Source organism: Mesorhizobium sp. M0152, assembly GCF_040322415.1.
GTDB lineage: Bacteria > Pseudomonadota > Alphaproteobacteria > Rhizobiales > Rhizobiaceae > Mesorhizobium.
This window is the reverse complement of sequence record NZ_JAMYTH010000003.1, coordinates 223,414-238,249: the sequence shown is the minus strand read 5'-3', so window position 1 is coordinate 238,249 and position 14,836 is coordinate 223,414. Positions and strand designations below refer to the sequence as shown.

14 protein-coding genes are annotated in these 14,836 nt (G+C 64.0%); 11 read left to right on the top strand and 3 right to left on the bottom strand.

What is annotated here, in order from left to right; all coding sequences use genetic code 11:
• The first annotated feature begins 151 nt into the window (after positions 1–151).
• On the top strand, positions 152–559 hold the full coding sequence (locus tag NKJ26_RS05030) for a DUF6496 domain-containing protein (RefSeq protein WP_352600000.1): 408 nt from the start codon (positions 152–154) through the stop codon (positions 557–559).
• An 89-nt stretch (positions 560–648) separates the two neighbouring features.
• Here the strand turns inward: NKJ26_RS05030 and dgoD are convergent, their stop codons facing one another.
• Together dgoD and NKJ26_RS05020 are read right to left on the bottom strand one after the other, a co-directional pair.
• Entirely contained in the window at positions 649–1,797 is a 1,149-nt protein-coding gene (gene dgoD, locus NKJ26_RS05025; protein WP_352600002.1) for a galactonate dehydratase, read from the bottom strand.
• Between the two features lie 8 nt (positions 1,798–1,805).
• Entirely contained in the window at positions 1,806–2,495 is a 690-nt protein-coding gene (locus NKJ26_RS05020; RefSeq protein ID WP_352694282.1) for a FadR/GntR family transcriptional regulator, read from the bottom strand.
• Between the two features lie 256 nt (positions 2,496–2,751).
• Here NKJ26_RS05020 and NKJ26_RS05015 point away from each other — a divergent pair, with 256 nt between their 5' ends.
• The 5 genes from NKJ26_RS05015 (at position 2,752) to NKJ26_RS04995 (ending at position 7,960) form a co-directional block, all read left to right on the top strand.
• Positions 2,752–3,741, top strand: a complete 990-nt coding sequence (locus tag NKJ26_RS05015; RefSeq protein WP_352694165.1) for an arabinose ABC transporter substrate-binding protein — start codon at positions 2,752–2,754, stop codon at positions 3,739–3,741.
• 69 nt (positions 3,742–3,810) lie between these two features.
• Positions 3,811–5,322, top strand: coding sequence for an L-arabinose ABC transporter ATP-binding protein AraG (gene araG, locus NKJ26_RS05010; protein ID WP_352694163.1), 1,512 nt, complete (start codon positions 3,811–3,813; stop codon positions 5,320–5,322).
• A gap of 11 nt (positions 5,323–5,333) precedes the next feature.
• On the top strand, positions 5,334–6,284 hold the full coding sequence (araH, locus tag NKJ26_RS05005; RefSeq protein WP_352694161.1) for an L-arabinose ABC transporter permease AraH: 951 nt from the start codon (positions 5,334–5,336) through the stop codon (positions 6,282–6,284).
• 13 nt (positions 6,285–6,297) lie between these two features.
• The gene (locus NKJ26_RS05000; protein WP_352694159.1) at positions 6,298–7,188 is read left to right on the top strand and encodes an aldose 1-epimerase; all 891 of its coding nucleotides are present in this window, start codon (positions 6,298–6,300) and stop codon (positions 7,186–7,188) included.
• Entirely contained in the window at positions 7,181–7,960 is a 780-nt protein-coding gene (locus NKJ26_RS04995; protein WP_352694157.1) for an SDR family oxidoreductase, read from the top strand. Before NKJ26_RS05000 ends, NKJ26_RS04995 begins: the two co-directional genes overlap by 8 nt.
• A gap of 40 nt (positions 7,961–8,000) precedes the next feature.
• On the opposite strand, the gene NKJ26_RS04990 is transcribed toward NKJ26_RS04995, so the two are convergent.
• Positions 8,001–8,675: a GntR family transcriptional regulator gene (locus NKJ26_RS04990; protein WP_352694155.1), complete on the bottom strand. Its 675-nt coding sequence runs from the start codon at positions 8,673–8,675 to the stop codon at positions 8,001–8,003.
• Between the two features lie 314 nt (positions 8,676–8,989).
• Here NKJ26_RS04990 and ssuD point away from each other — a divergent pair, with 314 nt between their 5' ends.
• The 5 genes from ssuD to NKJ26_RS04965 all read left to right on the top strand — a co-directional run bounded on the left by ssuD (position 8,990) and on the right by NKJ26_RS04965 (position 14,833).
• Positions 8,990–10,162: an FMNH2-dependent alkanesulfonate monooxygenase gene (gene ssuD / locus NKJ26_RS04985; protein WP_352694153.1), complete on the top strand. Its 1,173-nt coding sequence runs from the start codon at positions 8,990–8,992 to the stop codon at positions 10,160–10,162.
• A complete protein-coding gene (locus NKJ26_RS04980; protein WP_352694151.1) occupies positions 10,159–11,613 on the top strand; it encodes an FAD/NAD(P)-binding protein in 1,455 nt (484 codons plus the stop codon). Before ssuD ends, NKJ26_RS04980 begins: the two co-directional genes overlap by 4 nt.
• Before the next feature lie 168 nt (positions 11,614–11,781).
• Positions 11,782–12,885: a dimethylsulfone monooxygenase SfnG gene (sfnG, locus tag NKJ26_RS04975; protein ID WP_352694149.1), complete on the top strand. Its 1,104-nt coding sequence runs from the start codon at positions 11,782–11,784 to the stop codon at positions 12,883–12,885.
• Between the two features lie 116 nt (positions 12,886–13,001).
• A complete protein-coding gene (locus tag NKJ26_RS04970; RefSeq protein WP_352694147.1) occupies positions 13,002–13,937 on the top strand; it encodes an ABC transporter ATP-binding protein in 936 nt (311 codons plus the stop codon).
• Complete coding sequence (locus tag NKJ26_RS04965) at positions 13,934–14,833, top strand: branched-chain amino acid ABC transporter permease (RefSeq protein ID WP_352694145.1); 900 nt, start codon at positions 13,934–13,936, stop codon at positions 14,831–14,833. The genes NKJ26_RS04970 and NKJ26_RS04965 overlap by 4 nt, the downstream gene beginning before the upstream one ends.
• Positions 14,834–14,836 lie beyond the last annotated feature (3 nt).

Below are 14,836 nucleotides of genomic sequence, written 5' to 3'. Positions count from 1 at the left end.
CATTCGCGATTGGCTGCGGTTAGGTCGTCCGCTGCCGGAACCCGCGAAAAATCGGAATCGCGCGGCTCCGCATGGTCGGCGCCGAACGCGGCGCAGAAGGCGAAGTGCATGTGTATCGAAGATCCGACCATCCGAGCAAAGGAGGCTGGTCATGCCGAAGCAATCCGAAACCCAGAAGGCGACCGTCGGGCGCGTCATGCATGAATACAAGCACGGCGAACTCAAGATCAGGGGCAGCGGTCCTAAGGTGAAGAATCCCAAGCAGGCGATTGCAATCGCGCTGCACGAGGCGGGTGCCACAAACCAGGAAAGCCCGAAAAAGAATAGGCAGAACCTGCGCAGGACCAAGGCGAAGGAGCAAAGAGGCGAAACCGCTGAAGCCGAGAAGGAAGGAAAGGCTGCCCAGAACCGCACCATGAAGGCGGCGACGACGCGCGGGCGCTCCTCATCCGACGGCGGCAAGAGCAAGCAGGATCTCTATGCGGAAGCCAGGCGCCGGGACATTCCCAACCGCTCGAAAATGTCCAAAGCCCAGCTCGAGCGGGCGTTGAGCCACTGAGCCGTTGGAATTCCCCGGCTCGCAGGCGCCACGCGGGCTTGCCGCACAACCCGAGCCGACTCTGCCTCTGTCGACGGCAGCTGCGGCGATCACCACTCGGCGAAAGAGCCGTCCTTGTGGCGCCAGACCGGGTTGCGCCAGCGGTGGCCTTCCCTTGCTCGCTCCTTGACATAGTCCTCGTCGATCTCGACGCCGAGGCCCGGGCCGTCGGGAATGGCGACATAACCATCCTCGTAGCGAAAGACGTTCTTGTTCGCGGCGTAGTCGAGCAGGTCGTTGGCCGCGTTGTAGTGGATGCCGAGGCTCTGCTCCTGGATGAAGCAGTTGTAGCTCACCGCATCGAGCTGCAGGCATGCGGCGAGCGCGATCGGTCCCAGCGGGCAGTGCGGCGCCACGGCGACGTCATAGGCCTCCGCCATCGCCGCGATCTTGCGGCATTCGGTGATGCCGCCGGCGTGCGACAGGTCGGGTTGGATGATGTCGACGACGCCTTCCTCGAACACGGACTTGAAATCCCAGCGGCTGTAGAGGCGTTCGCCGAGCGCGATCGGCGTCGAGCCAAGCGCGGCGATCTCCTTCAGCGCCTCGCGGTTTTCGCTGAGCACCGGCTCCTCGATGAACATCAGCCGGTAGGGCTCCAATTCCTTGACCAGGATACGCGCCATCGGCCGATGCACGCGGCCGTGGAAATCGACGGCGATGCCGATGTCGGGCCCGACCGCCTCGCGCACCATGGCGACGCGCTCCACCGCAGCGTCTATTTTGTCGTGGCTGTCGACGATCTGCAATTCCTCGGTGCCGTTCATCTTGAGCGCGAGGAAGCCGCGTGCGACCACCTCCTTGGCGCCCGCCGCGACCTCTGCCGGCCGGTCGCCGCCGATCCATGAATAGACCTTGATGGTGTCGCGCAGCTTACCGCCGAGTAGCTCATGCACGGGAACGCCGAGCGCCTTGCCCTTGATGTCCCACAGCGCCTGGTCGATGCCGGCAATGGCGCTCATCAGGATCGGCCCACCGCGATAGAAACTGCCGCGATGCATCACCGTCCAATGGTCCTCGATCAGGCGAGGGTCCTTGCCGATGAGATAGTCGGCCAGTTCCTTGACCGCCGCCTCGACGGTCAGAGCCCTGCCTTCGACGACCGGCTCGCCCCAGCCGGTGACGCCGGCGTCGGTCTCGATCTTCAGGAACAGCCAGCGCGGCGGAACGATATAGGTGGTGAGCGCGGTGATTTTCATGCAAGGTCTCAGTTGTTCTTGAGTTTCTTGGCGCTGACGAGATCGCGCGCCGCGAGGTCGAGAATTCTATTCGCCGCGCCACGCGCGGCTTCGGCATTGCGCATGCGCAACGCCTCCACCACCTCGCGATGCGCCGCCACGGCTTCCATGCGCCGGCTGAGCGAGATGGTTGCCGTCGCCTCCAGCGAGAATTTGAGCCCGGTATCTATCAAATTGCCGATCTGGCGAAAAATCGGGTTATGGCTTGCGGCATAGAGGATCTGGTGAAAGGCGATGTCGCTGCGCGAGAAGGTGACAAGGTCCTCGCCGGCGCCCGCCATGCCTCGCCACGCTGCTTCGAGGTTGGCGATCTCCTGCAGCGTCGCGCGGTTGGCGGCCAGTTCCGCGACCAGCGGTTCGATGGCGCGGCGCGTTTCGAGGATGGCATCGAACAATTTGTCGTCCAACGCATGCGGCGCATGCCACGCCAGCACTTGCGGGTCGATGATGTTCCAGTCGTCTTCGTTGCAGACGGTGGTGCCGACACGCGGCCGCGACAGCACCAAGCCCTTGGCTGCCAGCACCTTCAGGGCTTCGCGAATGACGGTGCGGCTGACGCCATATTCGATCCCAAGATCGTTTTCGGTGGGCAAGGAGGAGCCGGCCGGATAACGACCGGAAAAGATATCCGAGGCGATCGCCTTCGTCACGTCAGGCATGACGCGCGGGCGTCGAGCGGTGGTATCGCCTTGCGCCTTCTTCAAACTTTCGGTCACCTCAGCCCTCCTCCAAGGCGGCGAACCGCTGGTCTCGCACCACCGGCCCGGCCTTACCGGATGCGGGTGATTTGCGCCAGGGTCACTGGTCAGTGCATGTATCCCAATTATCATACCAGATCAATTGACGAGTATGATAAAAACAATTAGAGACTCCGGTGCCCGGGCTGAGTGTCCGGCCTATCGCTGGGAGGTAATCATGCGACTTTTGAAGACCGCGCTCGTCGCGGGCGCGCTTGCCGTGCTGTCCATCACGACCATCGCTGCATATGCTCAGGACGCCAAGATCGGCTTCATCGTCAAACAGCCCGAGGAGCCGTGGTTCCAGGACGAATGGAAGTTCGCCGACCAGGCTGCCAAGGAGAAGGGTTTTACCCTCGTCAAGATCGGTGCCGAGGATGGTGAGAAGCTGATGTCGGCAATCGACAATCTCGGTGCGCAGGGCGCCCAGGGCTTCATCGTCTGCACGCCGGACGTAAAGCTCGGTCCTGGCATCGTCGCCAAGGCCGCTGCCAACAATCTCAAGCTGATGACCGTCGACGACCGCCTGGTCGGCGCCGACGGCAAGGCGCTGGAAGACGTGCCGCATATGGGCATCTCGGCAACCAAGATTGGTGAGGCCGTCGGCCAGGCGATCGTCGATGAAATGAAGGCGCGCGGCTGGAAGGCCGACGAGGTCGGCGCGATCCGCGTCTCCTATGACCAACTGCCGACGGCGGTCGACCGCGTCGAAGGCGCCATCTCGGTGCTGAAGGCGAACGGCTTCAAGGCCGAGAACATTTTCGACGCCCCGCAGGCCAAGACCGACACCGAGGCTGCCCTCAATGCCGCGACGGTGGTTCTCAATGCTCATGCCGGCATCAAGAAGTGGGTGTCCTTCGGTCTGAACGACGAAGCCGTGTTGGGTGCCGTGCGCGCCTCCGAAAGCGTCGGTATTCCGGCCGACGGCATGATCGGCGTCGGCATCGGCGGCGCGGATTCGGCGATCAACGAGTTCAAGAAGCCGACCGCTACCGGCTTCGTCGGCACGGTGATCATCTCGCCGAAGCGCCATGGCTATGAAACGGCGCTCAACATGTACGATTGGGTCGCCAACAACAAGGAACCGGAGAAGCTGATCCTGACTTCCGGCGCGCTCGCCAAGCGCGACGATTATCAGAAGGTCCGGCAGGGCCTCGGCATCGAATAGTCCTCCCTGTAAAAACAGGCGGCGGCTCATCCCGCCGCCTGTTTTCGTGGCACTAGAAGGATCGAAGCGGTGTCCTTTCTCGAATTCTCGCACATCACCAAGACCTATCCGGGCGTCAGGGCGCTGTCGGACGTCTCGTTCGGCGTCGACAAGGGCGCGGTGCATGGCCTGATGGGCGAGAACGGCGCCGGCAAATCCACCTTGATCAAGATCCTGTCGGGTGACCAGCATGCCGATGCAGGCGAAATCCGCATCGACGGCAAGGTCCAGGCCTATGCCTCGACCAGGGATGCCTTCGACAATGGTGTCATCGTCATTCACCAGGAACTGCAACTCGTCCCGGAGCTGACCGTTGCCGAGAATCTCAGCCTCGGTCGCTTTCCCGCCAGCGCCGGCATCATCGCCGGCCGCAGGATGCTGGAAGATGTCGGCGCCAAGCTGAAATCGGCCGGCATCGACATCGACATGCGCCGCAAGGTCAAGACGCTGTCGATCGGCGAACGCCAGATGGTCGAGATCGCCAAGGCGATCATGCTAGACGCGCGCGTCATCGCGCTGGACGAGCCGACCTCCTCGCTGTCCTCGCGCGAAAGCGAGATCCTGTTCGCTCTGATCGACCGCCTGCGCGGCGAGGGCAAGGTCATCATCTACGTCTCGCATCGGCTCGACGAGGTGTTCCGGCTCTGCGACAGCCTGACCGTGCTGCGCGACGGCAAGCTCGCGGCGCACCACGCTTCGCTTGAGCACGTCACCCGCGACCAGGTCGTCGCCGAAATGGTCGGCCGCGAAATCTCCGATATCTGGGGTTTTCGCCCGCGCAAGACAGGAGACGTCCGCCTGAAGGTCGACAATCTCAGCGGCGCCAAGCTGAAGACCCCGGCCAGTTTCGAGGCTCGCGCCGGCGAGATCGTCGGTTTCTTCGGCCTGATCGGCGCCGGGCGCTCGGAACTGATGCGGCTGGTCTTCGGCGCCGACCCGCGTTCGGACGGCGTCATCAGCGTTGACGGCAAGATGGTCCATGCCGCCGATCCGCACGGGTCGATCCGGGCCGGCATCGTGTTGTGCTCGGAGGACCGCAAGCATGACGGCATCATCCAGGGCCGCTCGATCGAGGAGAACATCAACATTTCGTCGCGACGCCACCACACCCGCTTCGGGGTGCTGAACCGAGCCAGCGAGATCGCGACCGCCGAAACCTTCATCAGCAAGCTCAAGGTGCGCACGCCCTCGCGCAAGCAGGACATCATCAATCTCTCCGGCGGCAACCAGCAGAAGGTCATCCTGGGCCGCTGGCTGTCGGAGCAGGGCGTGCGGGTCCTCGTCATTGACGAGCCGACGCGCGGCATCGACGTCGGCGCCAAATCCGAGATTTATGAACTGCTCTACCAGCTTGCGGAGGACGGCATGGCGATCGTCGTCGTCTCGTCCGAATTGCCGGAAGTGATGGGCATCTGCGACCGCATACTGGTGATGTGCGGCGGACGCATCGGCGCCGAACTCACGCGTGACCAGTTCGCCGAGAGGGCGATTCTGGCGGCGGCCCTTCCCGACAAGAAAACCCCCGACGCGATCGCATCCTGAGGACATCCGCCATGACCGTTCAGTTGAAGAAGATCCTGCTCGGCGAACAGGGACTCGTCGTCATCTTCGTCGTTGCCTTCGCGGTTGTGTCGCTGCTGGTGCCGAATTTCCTGACCGACCGCAACATGCTCGGCTTGCTGCAGTCGGTGGTCACCGTCGGCATCGTCGCCTGCACCATGATGTTCTGCCTCGCGGCGCGCGACTTCGACCTGTCGGTAGGCTCGATCGTGGCATTCGCCGGCATGGTCGCGGTGATGGCGTCGAACTACACCGGATCGATCGTGCTGGGACTTCTGGCGGCAATCGCCTGCGGCGGGCTTGTGGGTTTCATCAACGGCGTCGTCATCGCCAAATTCCGCATCAACGCGCTGATCACCACGCTTGCCACGATGCAGATCGTGCGCGGCCTGGCGCTGATTGCGTCCGACGGTCGCGCCGTCGGCATCAACAGCCCGGATTTCTACCAGCTGGCGCTGTCGAAATTCCTGGGCATACCGACGCCGGTCTGGGTGCTCGCCATTCTCTTCGGCATCTTCGGCTTCGTCTTGAACCGCACGGTTTTCGGCAAGAACACGCTGGCCATCGGCGGCAATCCGGAGGCCTCGCGTCTTGCCGGCGTCAGTGTCGACCGAACGCGCATCTGGATCTTCGCGCTGCAGGGCGTCGTCTGCGGCATTGCCGGCATCCTGCTGGCCTCGCGCATCACCTCGGGCCAGCCCAACGCAGCGGTCGGGCTCGAGCTTTCGGTCATCTCGGCTTGCGTGCTCGGCGGCGTCTCGCTTGCCGGTGGCCGCGCCACCATGTCGGGCGTCATCGTCGGCGTACTCATCATGGGAATAGCCGAAAACGCCATGAACCTGCTCAACATCCCGGCCTTCTACCAGTATATCGTGCGCGGCGTGATCCTGCTGCTCGCCGTGCTGCTCGACAATCTGCGCTCGTCGGCATTGGGCCGCCGCTGAGCGGGGGAGGCAAATGTCGTCCTGGATCCGCATTGACAGCGATCGGTTGAGCGTCTCCATCAGCCCGCTCGGAGGCGCGATCGTCGCGGGCCATACAGCCGAGGGTGTGCCATTCCTGCGCCCCTACGGGAGCAAGGCCGAATTCGATGTCGCGAATTGCGCCTGCTTCCCGTTGGTGCCGATCGGCAACCGCGTCGAAGGCAACGCCTTCTCCTGTGGCGGCCTTACATTCCACTTCGCCCGCAACGCCGCCGACCCCTTGTACATTCATGGCGATGGCTGGCTTGGCGCCTGGACGGTGGAGCAGAGCAGCGCCGACAAGGCCGTGCTGGCCTTCGACAAGCCGGAGAGCGCGGGTTCGCCGTATGCCTATCGCGCGCGGCAGTCTTTCCGGCTCGCCGGCCCGCGCCTGGACCTCACTTTGTCCGTTGCCAACACCGGCGAAACGGCATTGCCGTTTGGCCTCGGTTTTCACCCGTTCTTTCCGCGCACGCCGCTGACGACCCTCTTGGCGCCGGCAAGCGACTGGTGGAGCGAACGTGGCGGGCACCTGCCCGGCGAGCGGATCGCCCTTGCGGACGAGGTCGACTTCTCGACGCCGCGCCGATTGCCGGACCGCTGGCTGAACAATGCATTCGAAGGCTGGAGCGGTGTTGCGCGCATCGTCTGGCCCGAACGAGCACTCGGGCTCGACATCGAGGCAAGCCAGGCGCTCCGTCGCTACATGCTTTATGCTCCGGATGGCGAACGCGACTTTTTCTGCTTCGAGCCAATGAGCCATACTCCCAATGCGCTGAGACATTTCGGGACCGATCCCATGGGGCTGCGCATGCTGAACCCCGGCGAAAGCTTCAGCGCGGGGTTCGCAACGAGCGTTGTAGATTGGAGTGACCACGATGGCTGAGCGCCTGTCCGGCAAACGCATCTTCCTGACGGGTGCCGCGCAGGGCATCGGGCTCGCCATCGCAGAAGCCTGCCTTGCCGAAGGCGCAAGGCTATTCCTGGTCGATCGCGACGGCGCGCTGCTGGACAAGACCGTCGCCGGCTTGGCGGCAGCGCAAAGTCATGTCGGACATGTGGCAGCCGACGTCAGTGATGCCGCCGCGATTGCCGCTGCCGTCAAGCAGGCCGATGATGAGATCGGCCCGGTCAACGCTCTGATCAACAATGCGGGGATGAATGTGTTCTCGACGCCGCTGGATACGACCGAGGAGGAGTGGAACCGCAATTTCGACGTCAACGTCAAAGGCGCGTGGATTTGCAGCAAGGCGGTGCTGCCGGGCATGCGCGCGAGCGGCGGCGGCGCCATCCTCAACATCGCTTCGACGCACAGCTTCACCATCATTCCGCACACCTTTCCCTATCCCGTCGCCAAGCACGCGCTGCTCGGCCTGACCAAATCGCTGGCGCTCGAATATGCCGGGCAAGGCGTCCGCGTGAACGCACTGGCGCCAGGCTATGTCGAGACGCAAAAGGTGACGGACTACTGGAACAGCTTTGCCGATCCGGCGGCAGCGCGCGCCAAGACGATGGCGCTGCATCCCGGCGGCCGCATCGCTTCGGCGCGCGAGATCGCGCTGGCCGCGGTGTTCATGATTTCCGACGAATGCCCTTTCATGAATGCGGCTTGCCTGGTCGTCGATGGCGGGCTTAGCCAGCTGCAGCACCCCGCCTGAACATTGGCAAAACTATGATCGTGTCCGGTATCTCGCGAGCTTAGCCGAGAAGGTCGGCGGCGACTTCGAGCGTGTTGCGGAACGACGTCTCAAGATGGTTTTCCATCGCTTGCGCGGCACCTTCGGCGTCGTGACGTTTCAGCGCGTCGAGAATGGCCTCGTGTTGCTCGATCGTCTGTTCGCCATAGCCGGGCCTGGGGATGGCGAGATAGCGGCCACGGTCCATCTGTGCCTTGGAGATGTCGACCGCCCGCCAGATCATCGGCAGGCCGCAGATCTCGGCGATGGTGCGGTGAAAGACGTCGTCGAGCTGGATCGCGGTGGCATAGCGGCCGCGCGATATGGCCAGCCGGTGCGCCGCCATGTTGTCTTCCAGCAATTCGCTGGCTGCCGGCGTGAGCTTTGCGGCCGCGCGCCTGGCGCTCTCCATCTCAAGGGCCCGGCGGATGACATAGGCTTCCTCCAGATCGGCCCGGCTGATCGGCGCGACATAGGTGCCCGTCTGTGCCAGGATCTTGACCAGGCCTTCGTCGCTGATGCGCTTGACGGCTTCGCGCACCGGTGTGCGCGAGACGCCGAGGGCCTCCGCGATCGCCACCTCGTTGATCACTTCCCCTGGCTTCATCTGTCCGACGACGATCAGGTTGCGGATCTTATGATAGATCTGATCGCGCAACGGCAGAGCCCGATTGAGGGTCGAAGGATCCAGGTCCATGGCAAATCCGTGGCTTCGTTCACCAGAAATGGTCGGATTATACTGGAACGTAAATTGGAATGCATCCAATGCGAGGTTCCACAGCCTGCTGGAATCCAGCTTGCTGGAACTGGCTCCACCGGTTCGGGAAGAGAATTTCTAATCGCGCCATCGGATTTGGAATAAACTAACTCTACAGAGTTTATGGAATAAGCAATCTGCATCGGCGATCTGGTTTTCCCCGGACAGGACCACGCCATGCCTATCCCTTTGCGCTCGCCTTCAATTCCGTCACGCATGATCAGCCATTGCCGCGAGGCGGCGGGAGGCAGACCATGATTCGAGACGTTCCCGACCGCATCAAGGTACTCTGGTTTCTGCCAACGCATGGCGACAGCCGCTATCTCGGCACATCCGAGGGCGGCAGGGCCGTCGATCTGCCCTATCTGACGCAAGTGGCGAAGGCCGCCGACACGCTGGGCTACTATGGCGTGCTGTTGCCGACCGGCAGGGCCTGCGAGGATTCCTGGGTGATCGCCTCGGCGCTGGCGCCGCTGACCGAGCGGTTGCGCTTCCTCGTCGCCGTGCGTCCCGGTCTGCAGTCGCCGACGCTCGCCGCGCGCATGACCGCAACGCTCGACCGCATTTCCAACGGCCGCCTGCTTATCAATGTGGTTACCGGTGGCGATCCGCTGGAGAACAAGGGCGACGGCATCTTCCTGTCGCATGCGGAACGCTATGAGGTGACGCAGGAATTCCTGCAGATCTACAAGCGCGTGCTGGGCGGCGAGACGGTCGAGCACGAAGGAAAGCATTTCCGCATCGAGGATGGCCGGCTGCTGTTTCCCCCGGTGCAGACGCCTTACCCGCCGCTCTATTTCGGCGGCTCGTCCGATGCGGGGTCGACGGTAGCGGCACAGGAGATCGACAAATACCTGACCTGGGGCGAACCGCCCGCCGACGTCGAGCGCAAGCTGGACGGTGTGCGTGAATTGGCCGAGAAGGCCGGCCGCAAGCTTTCCTTCGGCATTCGCCTGCATGTCATCGCGCGCGAAACCACCGAACAGGCCTGGGCCGCGGCGGACAGGCTGATCAGCCGGCTCGACGATGCGACGATCGCATCGGCGCAAAAGGTCTTTGCCCGCATGGATTCGGTCGGCCAGGCGCGGATGAGCGCGCTGCATGGCGGCAACCGCGCCAAGCTTGAGATCGCGCCCAATCTCTGGGCCGGTGTCGGCCTGGTGCGCGGCGGCGCTGGGACCGCGCTTGTCGGCGACCCCGACACGATCGCCGAACGCATCGACGAATACCGGCGCCTCGGCATCGATACTTTTATCCTCTCCGGCTATCCCCATCTGGAAGAAGCCTATCGTTTCGGCGAGTTGGTGCTGCCGAAGCTGCCGACAGATCACCCGGTCAAATCAAGCGGTTCGTCGGTCAACACCGGTCCGTTCGGCGAGACCATCGCCGGCGACCATCGGCCGAAGTCGCTCACCAGCGCCTCGTGAACGCGTTCCCTCCGGCCCGCCGATTGCGCGTCGCCATAGTCGGCGGCGGCTTTTCAGGCTCTGCGGTGGCCTGGCACCTGGCGCGGGCCCATCCGCCGGAGCGCCTGTCGATCTCGGTAATCGAGCCGCGGCCGGCGCTTGGCGGCGGCCTTGCCTATTCCAGCGAGGAGCCGTCGCATCGGGTCAACGTTCCGGCTGTCAGGATGAGCATGGCTCCCGACGACCCGCAGCACTTTGCGCGCTGGCTGATTGGCGACGGTGAACTTGATCGCGACACGGATGCGATCTGGAAGAATGGCGACGCCTTTCCACGCCGGCGCGTGTTCGGCCGCTACGTTGCCGAGCAACTGGCGCCCCATGTCGCTTCGGGCGCGGTTCGTCACGTCGCCGGCCTTGCCACAGCGGTCGTGCCAGATAGGACCGGTGCGGGTTGGACCGTGCACACTTCCGCCGAACCGGTCGCCGCCGACATCGTCGTCCTGGCGGCGACGCATCCGCAACCCGACGTCCCAGCCGCGCTAAATCCGCTCGCGGACGCACCGGGATTCGTCGCCGATCCGTATGGCACGTCGGCGCTTTCCGGAATCGGGCCGGACGCGTCGGTGCTGATCGTCGGCTCCGGGCTGACCTCGGCCGACATGGTCGCCGAACTCGATCGCCGTGGTCACCGCGGCCGTATCCTAGCGCTATCCCGCCGCGGACTGCGCTCGCGCGGCCACCCGGACGTCAGGGGCGAGCCCTTCGGCGACTTTGCATCATCGCCGGCCACGACGGCGCTTGGGTTGCTCAAGACCATCCGCGCCACGCTGGCGTCGGCGCGTGCGGCCGATAGCAACTGGCAATCCGTTTTCGACCAGTTGCGCCTGCAAGGGCCGGTGATTTGGGCGGCACTTGCCGCGACGGAGCGCGCGACGCTGGTTCGCCAGCTGCGCGTGTTCTGGGATGTGCATCGCTTCAGGATCGCACCGCAGGTCGCGGCCGTGCTGGATCGCCGTCAGGCAGCCGGTACTTTCGACAACATCGCTGCCAGGCTCGTTGCATCGAACAACGAGGGCGACAGTCTGGCGGTCAGTTTTCAGCGGCGCGGCCAGACCGGGATCGAGACCGCGCGCTTCGATGCCGTCATCAACACGACGGGGCCGGCTCACGGGCAAGCGCTGCGGCTGAACCCAGCGCTACGCTCGCTGGCCGATGCCGGGCTGGTCAGGGCCGACCAGTACCTTCTGGGTATCGAGACAGGCCTCGACAGCCGCGCCGTTCGCCGCGATGGCAAGGCGGCCGCCGCACTCTTCGTCGCCGGTCCGCTGGCGCGCGGGACTTTCGGTGAGCTCATGGGCCTGCCGGAGGTCGCCCGCCATGCGCAGGCGGTCGCGACCGAAGTTGCAAAGCTGCTCGCGCTCCCGTTCGGAACTGCCGGCGCCAATGCCGCGCCGGGCCCGGCCGCGCGCTGACAAAAATAGGAAGCCGGCGCGGTCCCGGCAAAATTGGTATTTCCGTCCGGCGAATGCCTCAAAAACGGAAAATCCTTCTTTGTATATATATTCTATAAACATAATAAATAAGGGGAAATCTGGTGCCGCCGGATCGATCAACGACACAGCCTGAATGGGAGACAGTTCATGGCACACACACAAACCGACGCGATCAAATTCGCCTACTGGGTGCCGAATGTTTCGGGTGGCCTGGTGATCTCCAACATCGAGCAGCGCACCAACCATTCGGCTGAGTACAACCGCAAGCTGGCGCAGGTCGCCGAGAAGGCCGGCTTCGATTATGCGCTGAGCCAAATCCGTTTCACCGCCGGCTACGGCGCCGACGAGCAGCATGAATCGGTGGCTTTTAGTCACGATCTATTGGCCGCCACCACGACGCTCAAGGTCATCGCGGCGATCCTGCCCGGACCCTGGAATCCGGCGCTGGCGGCCAAGCAGATCGCCACCATCAGCTACCTGACCAATGGCCGTGTCGCGGTCAACCTCGTCTCCGGCTGGTTCCGTGGCGAGTTCCACGCTATCGGCGAACATTGGCTGGACCATGACGAGCGCTACCGCCGCTCGGAGGAATTCATCCGTGCGCTGCGCGGAATATGGACGCAGGACAGCTTCACCTTCCGTGGCGATTTCTACCGCTTCAACGAGTATTCGCTGAAGCCGAAGCCTCTGCAGCCGCTGCCCGAAATCTTCCAGGGCGGCTCGTCGCGCGCCGCGCGCGACATGGCATCGCGCGTCTCTGACTGGTACTTCACCAACGGCAACACGCCGGCCGAAATCGCCAAGCAGGTGGACGACATCCAAGCCAAGGCGAAGGCCAACAACCATACCGTCAAGGTGGGCGTCAATGCCTTCGCCATCGTCCGCGAGACCGAGGAAGAGGCCAAGGCGGTGCTTGCCGAGATCATCGGCAAGGCCAATCCCGAAGCGGTCAATGCCTTTGGGCACGAGGTCAAGAATGCCGGCAAGGCTTCGCCGGAAGGCGAGGGCAATTGGGCGAAGTCCTCCTTCGACGATCTGGTGCAGTACAATGACGGCTTCCGCTCGAATCTCATCGGTACGCCGAGGCAAGTCGCCGAGCGCATCGTCGATCTGAAGCGCGCAGGCGCCGATCTCATCCTGCTCGGCTTCCTGCACTTCCAGGAAGAGGTCGAGTATTTCGGCAAGCATGTCATCCCGCTCGTTCGCGAGTTGGAGAACGCCGAGGCGGCAGCGTCGCTGGCGGCGGAATAGTCACCCAGCGCCGGCCGGATTCCGGCCAGCACACGAATGGCAATGCCGGGCGCGCTCGATCCGTCGAGCGGCGATGAGGACTTGCACGCCTGCCGAAGCAATCGAGGACGATTTGAATGCCGTTGCCCAGCTATGCCCTTGGAGTGATGGAGGCTTCGGTCTACGCGCCGGAGGTCTTTGCGCGCGGGCTGCCGTCAAACCGGCGGCCGCAGAATCCGCCGGAAGACCACGTCGAGCCGGCAAGGGTCGTCGCGGGGGCCGCCGCCCCGCTGCTTTCACTTCAGGGCATCGGCCTATCGTTTGGCGGCGTCGTAGCGCTCGCCGATATCGATCTGTCGGTCAATCCCGGCGAAATCCGGGCGATCATCGGCCCGAACGGCGCCGGCAAAAGCTCGCTGATCAACGTCATCAGCGGCGTCTACCGGCCGGATCGTGGCCATGTCGGACTCGACGGCATCAGCTATGCCCAGATACCGACACAGCGGCTGGCGCATCTCGGCGTCGCCCGGACCTTCCAGAACCTTGCTCTGTTCAAGGGCCTCAGCGTCCTCGACAACGTCGCCTCCGGCCTCGCCTACAAGGTCCGCTCCAATTTCGCCGGCCAGGTGCTCGGTGTCGGCCGCTCGCGCGGCGAGCAGCGCGACTCGCTGAGCCGCGCCGACCAGGTCCTCGAATTCCTCGACCTCACCGCTGTCCGCGATCGCCTTGCCGGTACGCTGCCCTACGGGTTGCAGAAGCGCGTCGAGCTCGCCCGCGCGCTGGTTGCTGAGCCGCGCCTGCTTTTGCTCGACGAGCCGATGGCCGGCATGACCGCGGGCGAAAAGAGCGAGATGGCGGCCTTTGTCCGCGCCGCGCGCGACCGCTTCGCCACCACCGTCGTCCTGATCGAGCATGATGTCGGCGTCGTCATGGGTCTGTCCGACCGCATTGCCGTTCTCGACTACGGCCGCAAGATCGCCGACGCCACGCCCGACGAGGTCAGGAACGATCAGCGCGTCATCGATGCCTATCTCGGCGTCGCCTCCGACAATGAGGACGGTGCAGGCATATGACCGCCGATTTCGATTACCAGTTCTTCATAGAAGTGCTCATCGGCGGCCTGCTGTCCGGCGTCATGTACTCCTTGGTCGCGATCGGCTTCGTGCTGATCTACAAGACCTCGGGCGTGCTCAATTTCGCGCAAGGCGCGCTGCTCCTGTTCGCCGCACTGACCTTCGTCAGCCTCGTTGAGCGCGGCGTTCCGTTCGCGCTGGCGCTGGCGGTCACCTTCGCCATCATGGTGGCGATCGGCGTCGCGATCGAGCGCACGGTACTCAGGCCGCTGACCAACAAGCCGCCGATCACACTGTTCATGGCGACGCTCGGCCTATCCTACATCATCGAGGGCGCCGCCCAGCTGATCTGGGGCACGCAGGTCCACGGTCTCGATCTCGGAATCGAGGACGTGCCGCTGGAAGTCGGCGGCGTACTGATCAGCCAGTTCGACATCTTCGCCGCGGTGGTCGCCGCCGGCATGGTTGTCCTGCTGTCGCTGTTCTTCCGCTACACCCGCATCGGGCTCTCCTTTCGCGCCGTCGCCGACGACCAGTTCGCCGCCCTCGCGGTCGGCCTCAGGCTGCCGTTGATCTGGGCGACCGTGTGGGCTGCCGCCGGCCTCGTCGCGCTGGTGGCCGGGCTGCTCTGGGGCGCGCGCCTCGGCGTGCAGTTCTCGCTGTCCCTCGTGGTGCTGAAGGCGCTGCCGGTGCTGGTGCTCGGCGGCTTCGATTCCATCCTCGGCGCCATTGTCGGCGGGCTGCTGATCGGCGCCAGCGAGAAGCTCGCAGAGGTCTATATCGGCGACTATTTCGGCGGCGGCATCGAGAGCTGGTTCGCCTATGTCGTCGCGCTCGTTTTCCTGCTGGTCCGTCCTTCCGGCCTGTTCGGCCAGAAACTCGTGGAAAGGATCTGAGCC

What these genes read in the sequence shown, in the direction of transcription:
- NKJ26_RS05030 (WP_352600000.1), top strand. Translation starts at nt 152, where the DNA reads ATGCCGAAGCAATCCGAAACCCAGAAGGCGACCGTCGGGCGCGTCATG.
- araH (WP_352694161.1), top strand. Translation starts at nt 5,334, where the DNA reads ATGACCGTTCAGTTGAAGAAGATCCTGCTCGGCGAACAGGGACTCGTC.
- NKJ26_RS04990 (WP_352694155.1), bottom strand. Translation starts at nt 8,675, where the DNA reads ATGGACCTGGATCCTTCGACCCTCAATCGGGCTCTGCCGTTGCGCGAT.
- NKJ26_RS05000 (WP_352694159.1), top strand. Translation starts at nt 6,298, where the DNA reads ATGTCGTCCTGGATCCGCATTGACAGCGATCGGTTGAGCGTCTCCATC.
- NKJ26_RS04995 (WP_352694157.1), top strand. Translation starts at nt 7,181, where the DNA reads ATGGCTGAGCGCCTGTCCGGCAAACGCATCTTCCTGACGGGTGCCGCG.
- NKJ26_RS05020 (WP_352694282.1), bottom strand. Translation starts at nt 2,495, where the DNA reads ATGCCTGACGTGACGAAGGCGATCGCCTCGGATATCTTTTCCGGTCGT.
- NKJ26_RS04965 (WP_352694145.1), top strand. Translation starts at nt 13,934, where the DNA reads ATGACCGCCGATTTCGATTACCAGTTCTTCATAGAAGTGCTCATCGGC.
- dgoD (WP_352600002.1), bottom strand. Translation starts at nt 1,797, where the DNA reads ATGAAAATCACCGCGCTCACCACCTATATCGTTCCGCCGCGCTGGCTG.
- ssuD (WP_352694153.1), top strand. Translation starts at nt 8,990, where the DNA reads ATGATTCGAGACGTTCCCGACCGCATCAAGGTACTCTGGTTTCTGCCA.
- NKJ26_RS04970 (WP_352694147.1), top strand. Translation starts at nt 13,002, where the DNA reads ATGCCGTTGCCCAGCTATGCCCTTGGAGTGATGGAGGCTTCGGTCTAC.
- sfnG (WP_352694149.1), top strand. Translation starts at nt 11,782, where the DNA reads ATGGCACACACACAAACCGACGCGATCAAATTCGCCTACTGGGTGCCG.
- NKJ26_RS05015 (WP_352694165.1), top strand. Translation starts at nt 2,752, where the DNA reads ATGCGACTTTTGAAGACCGCGCTCGTCGCGGGCGCGCTTGCCGTGCTG.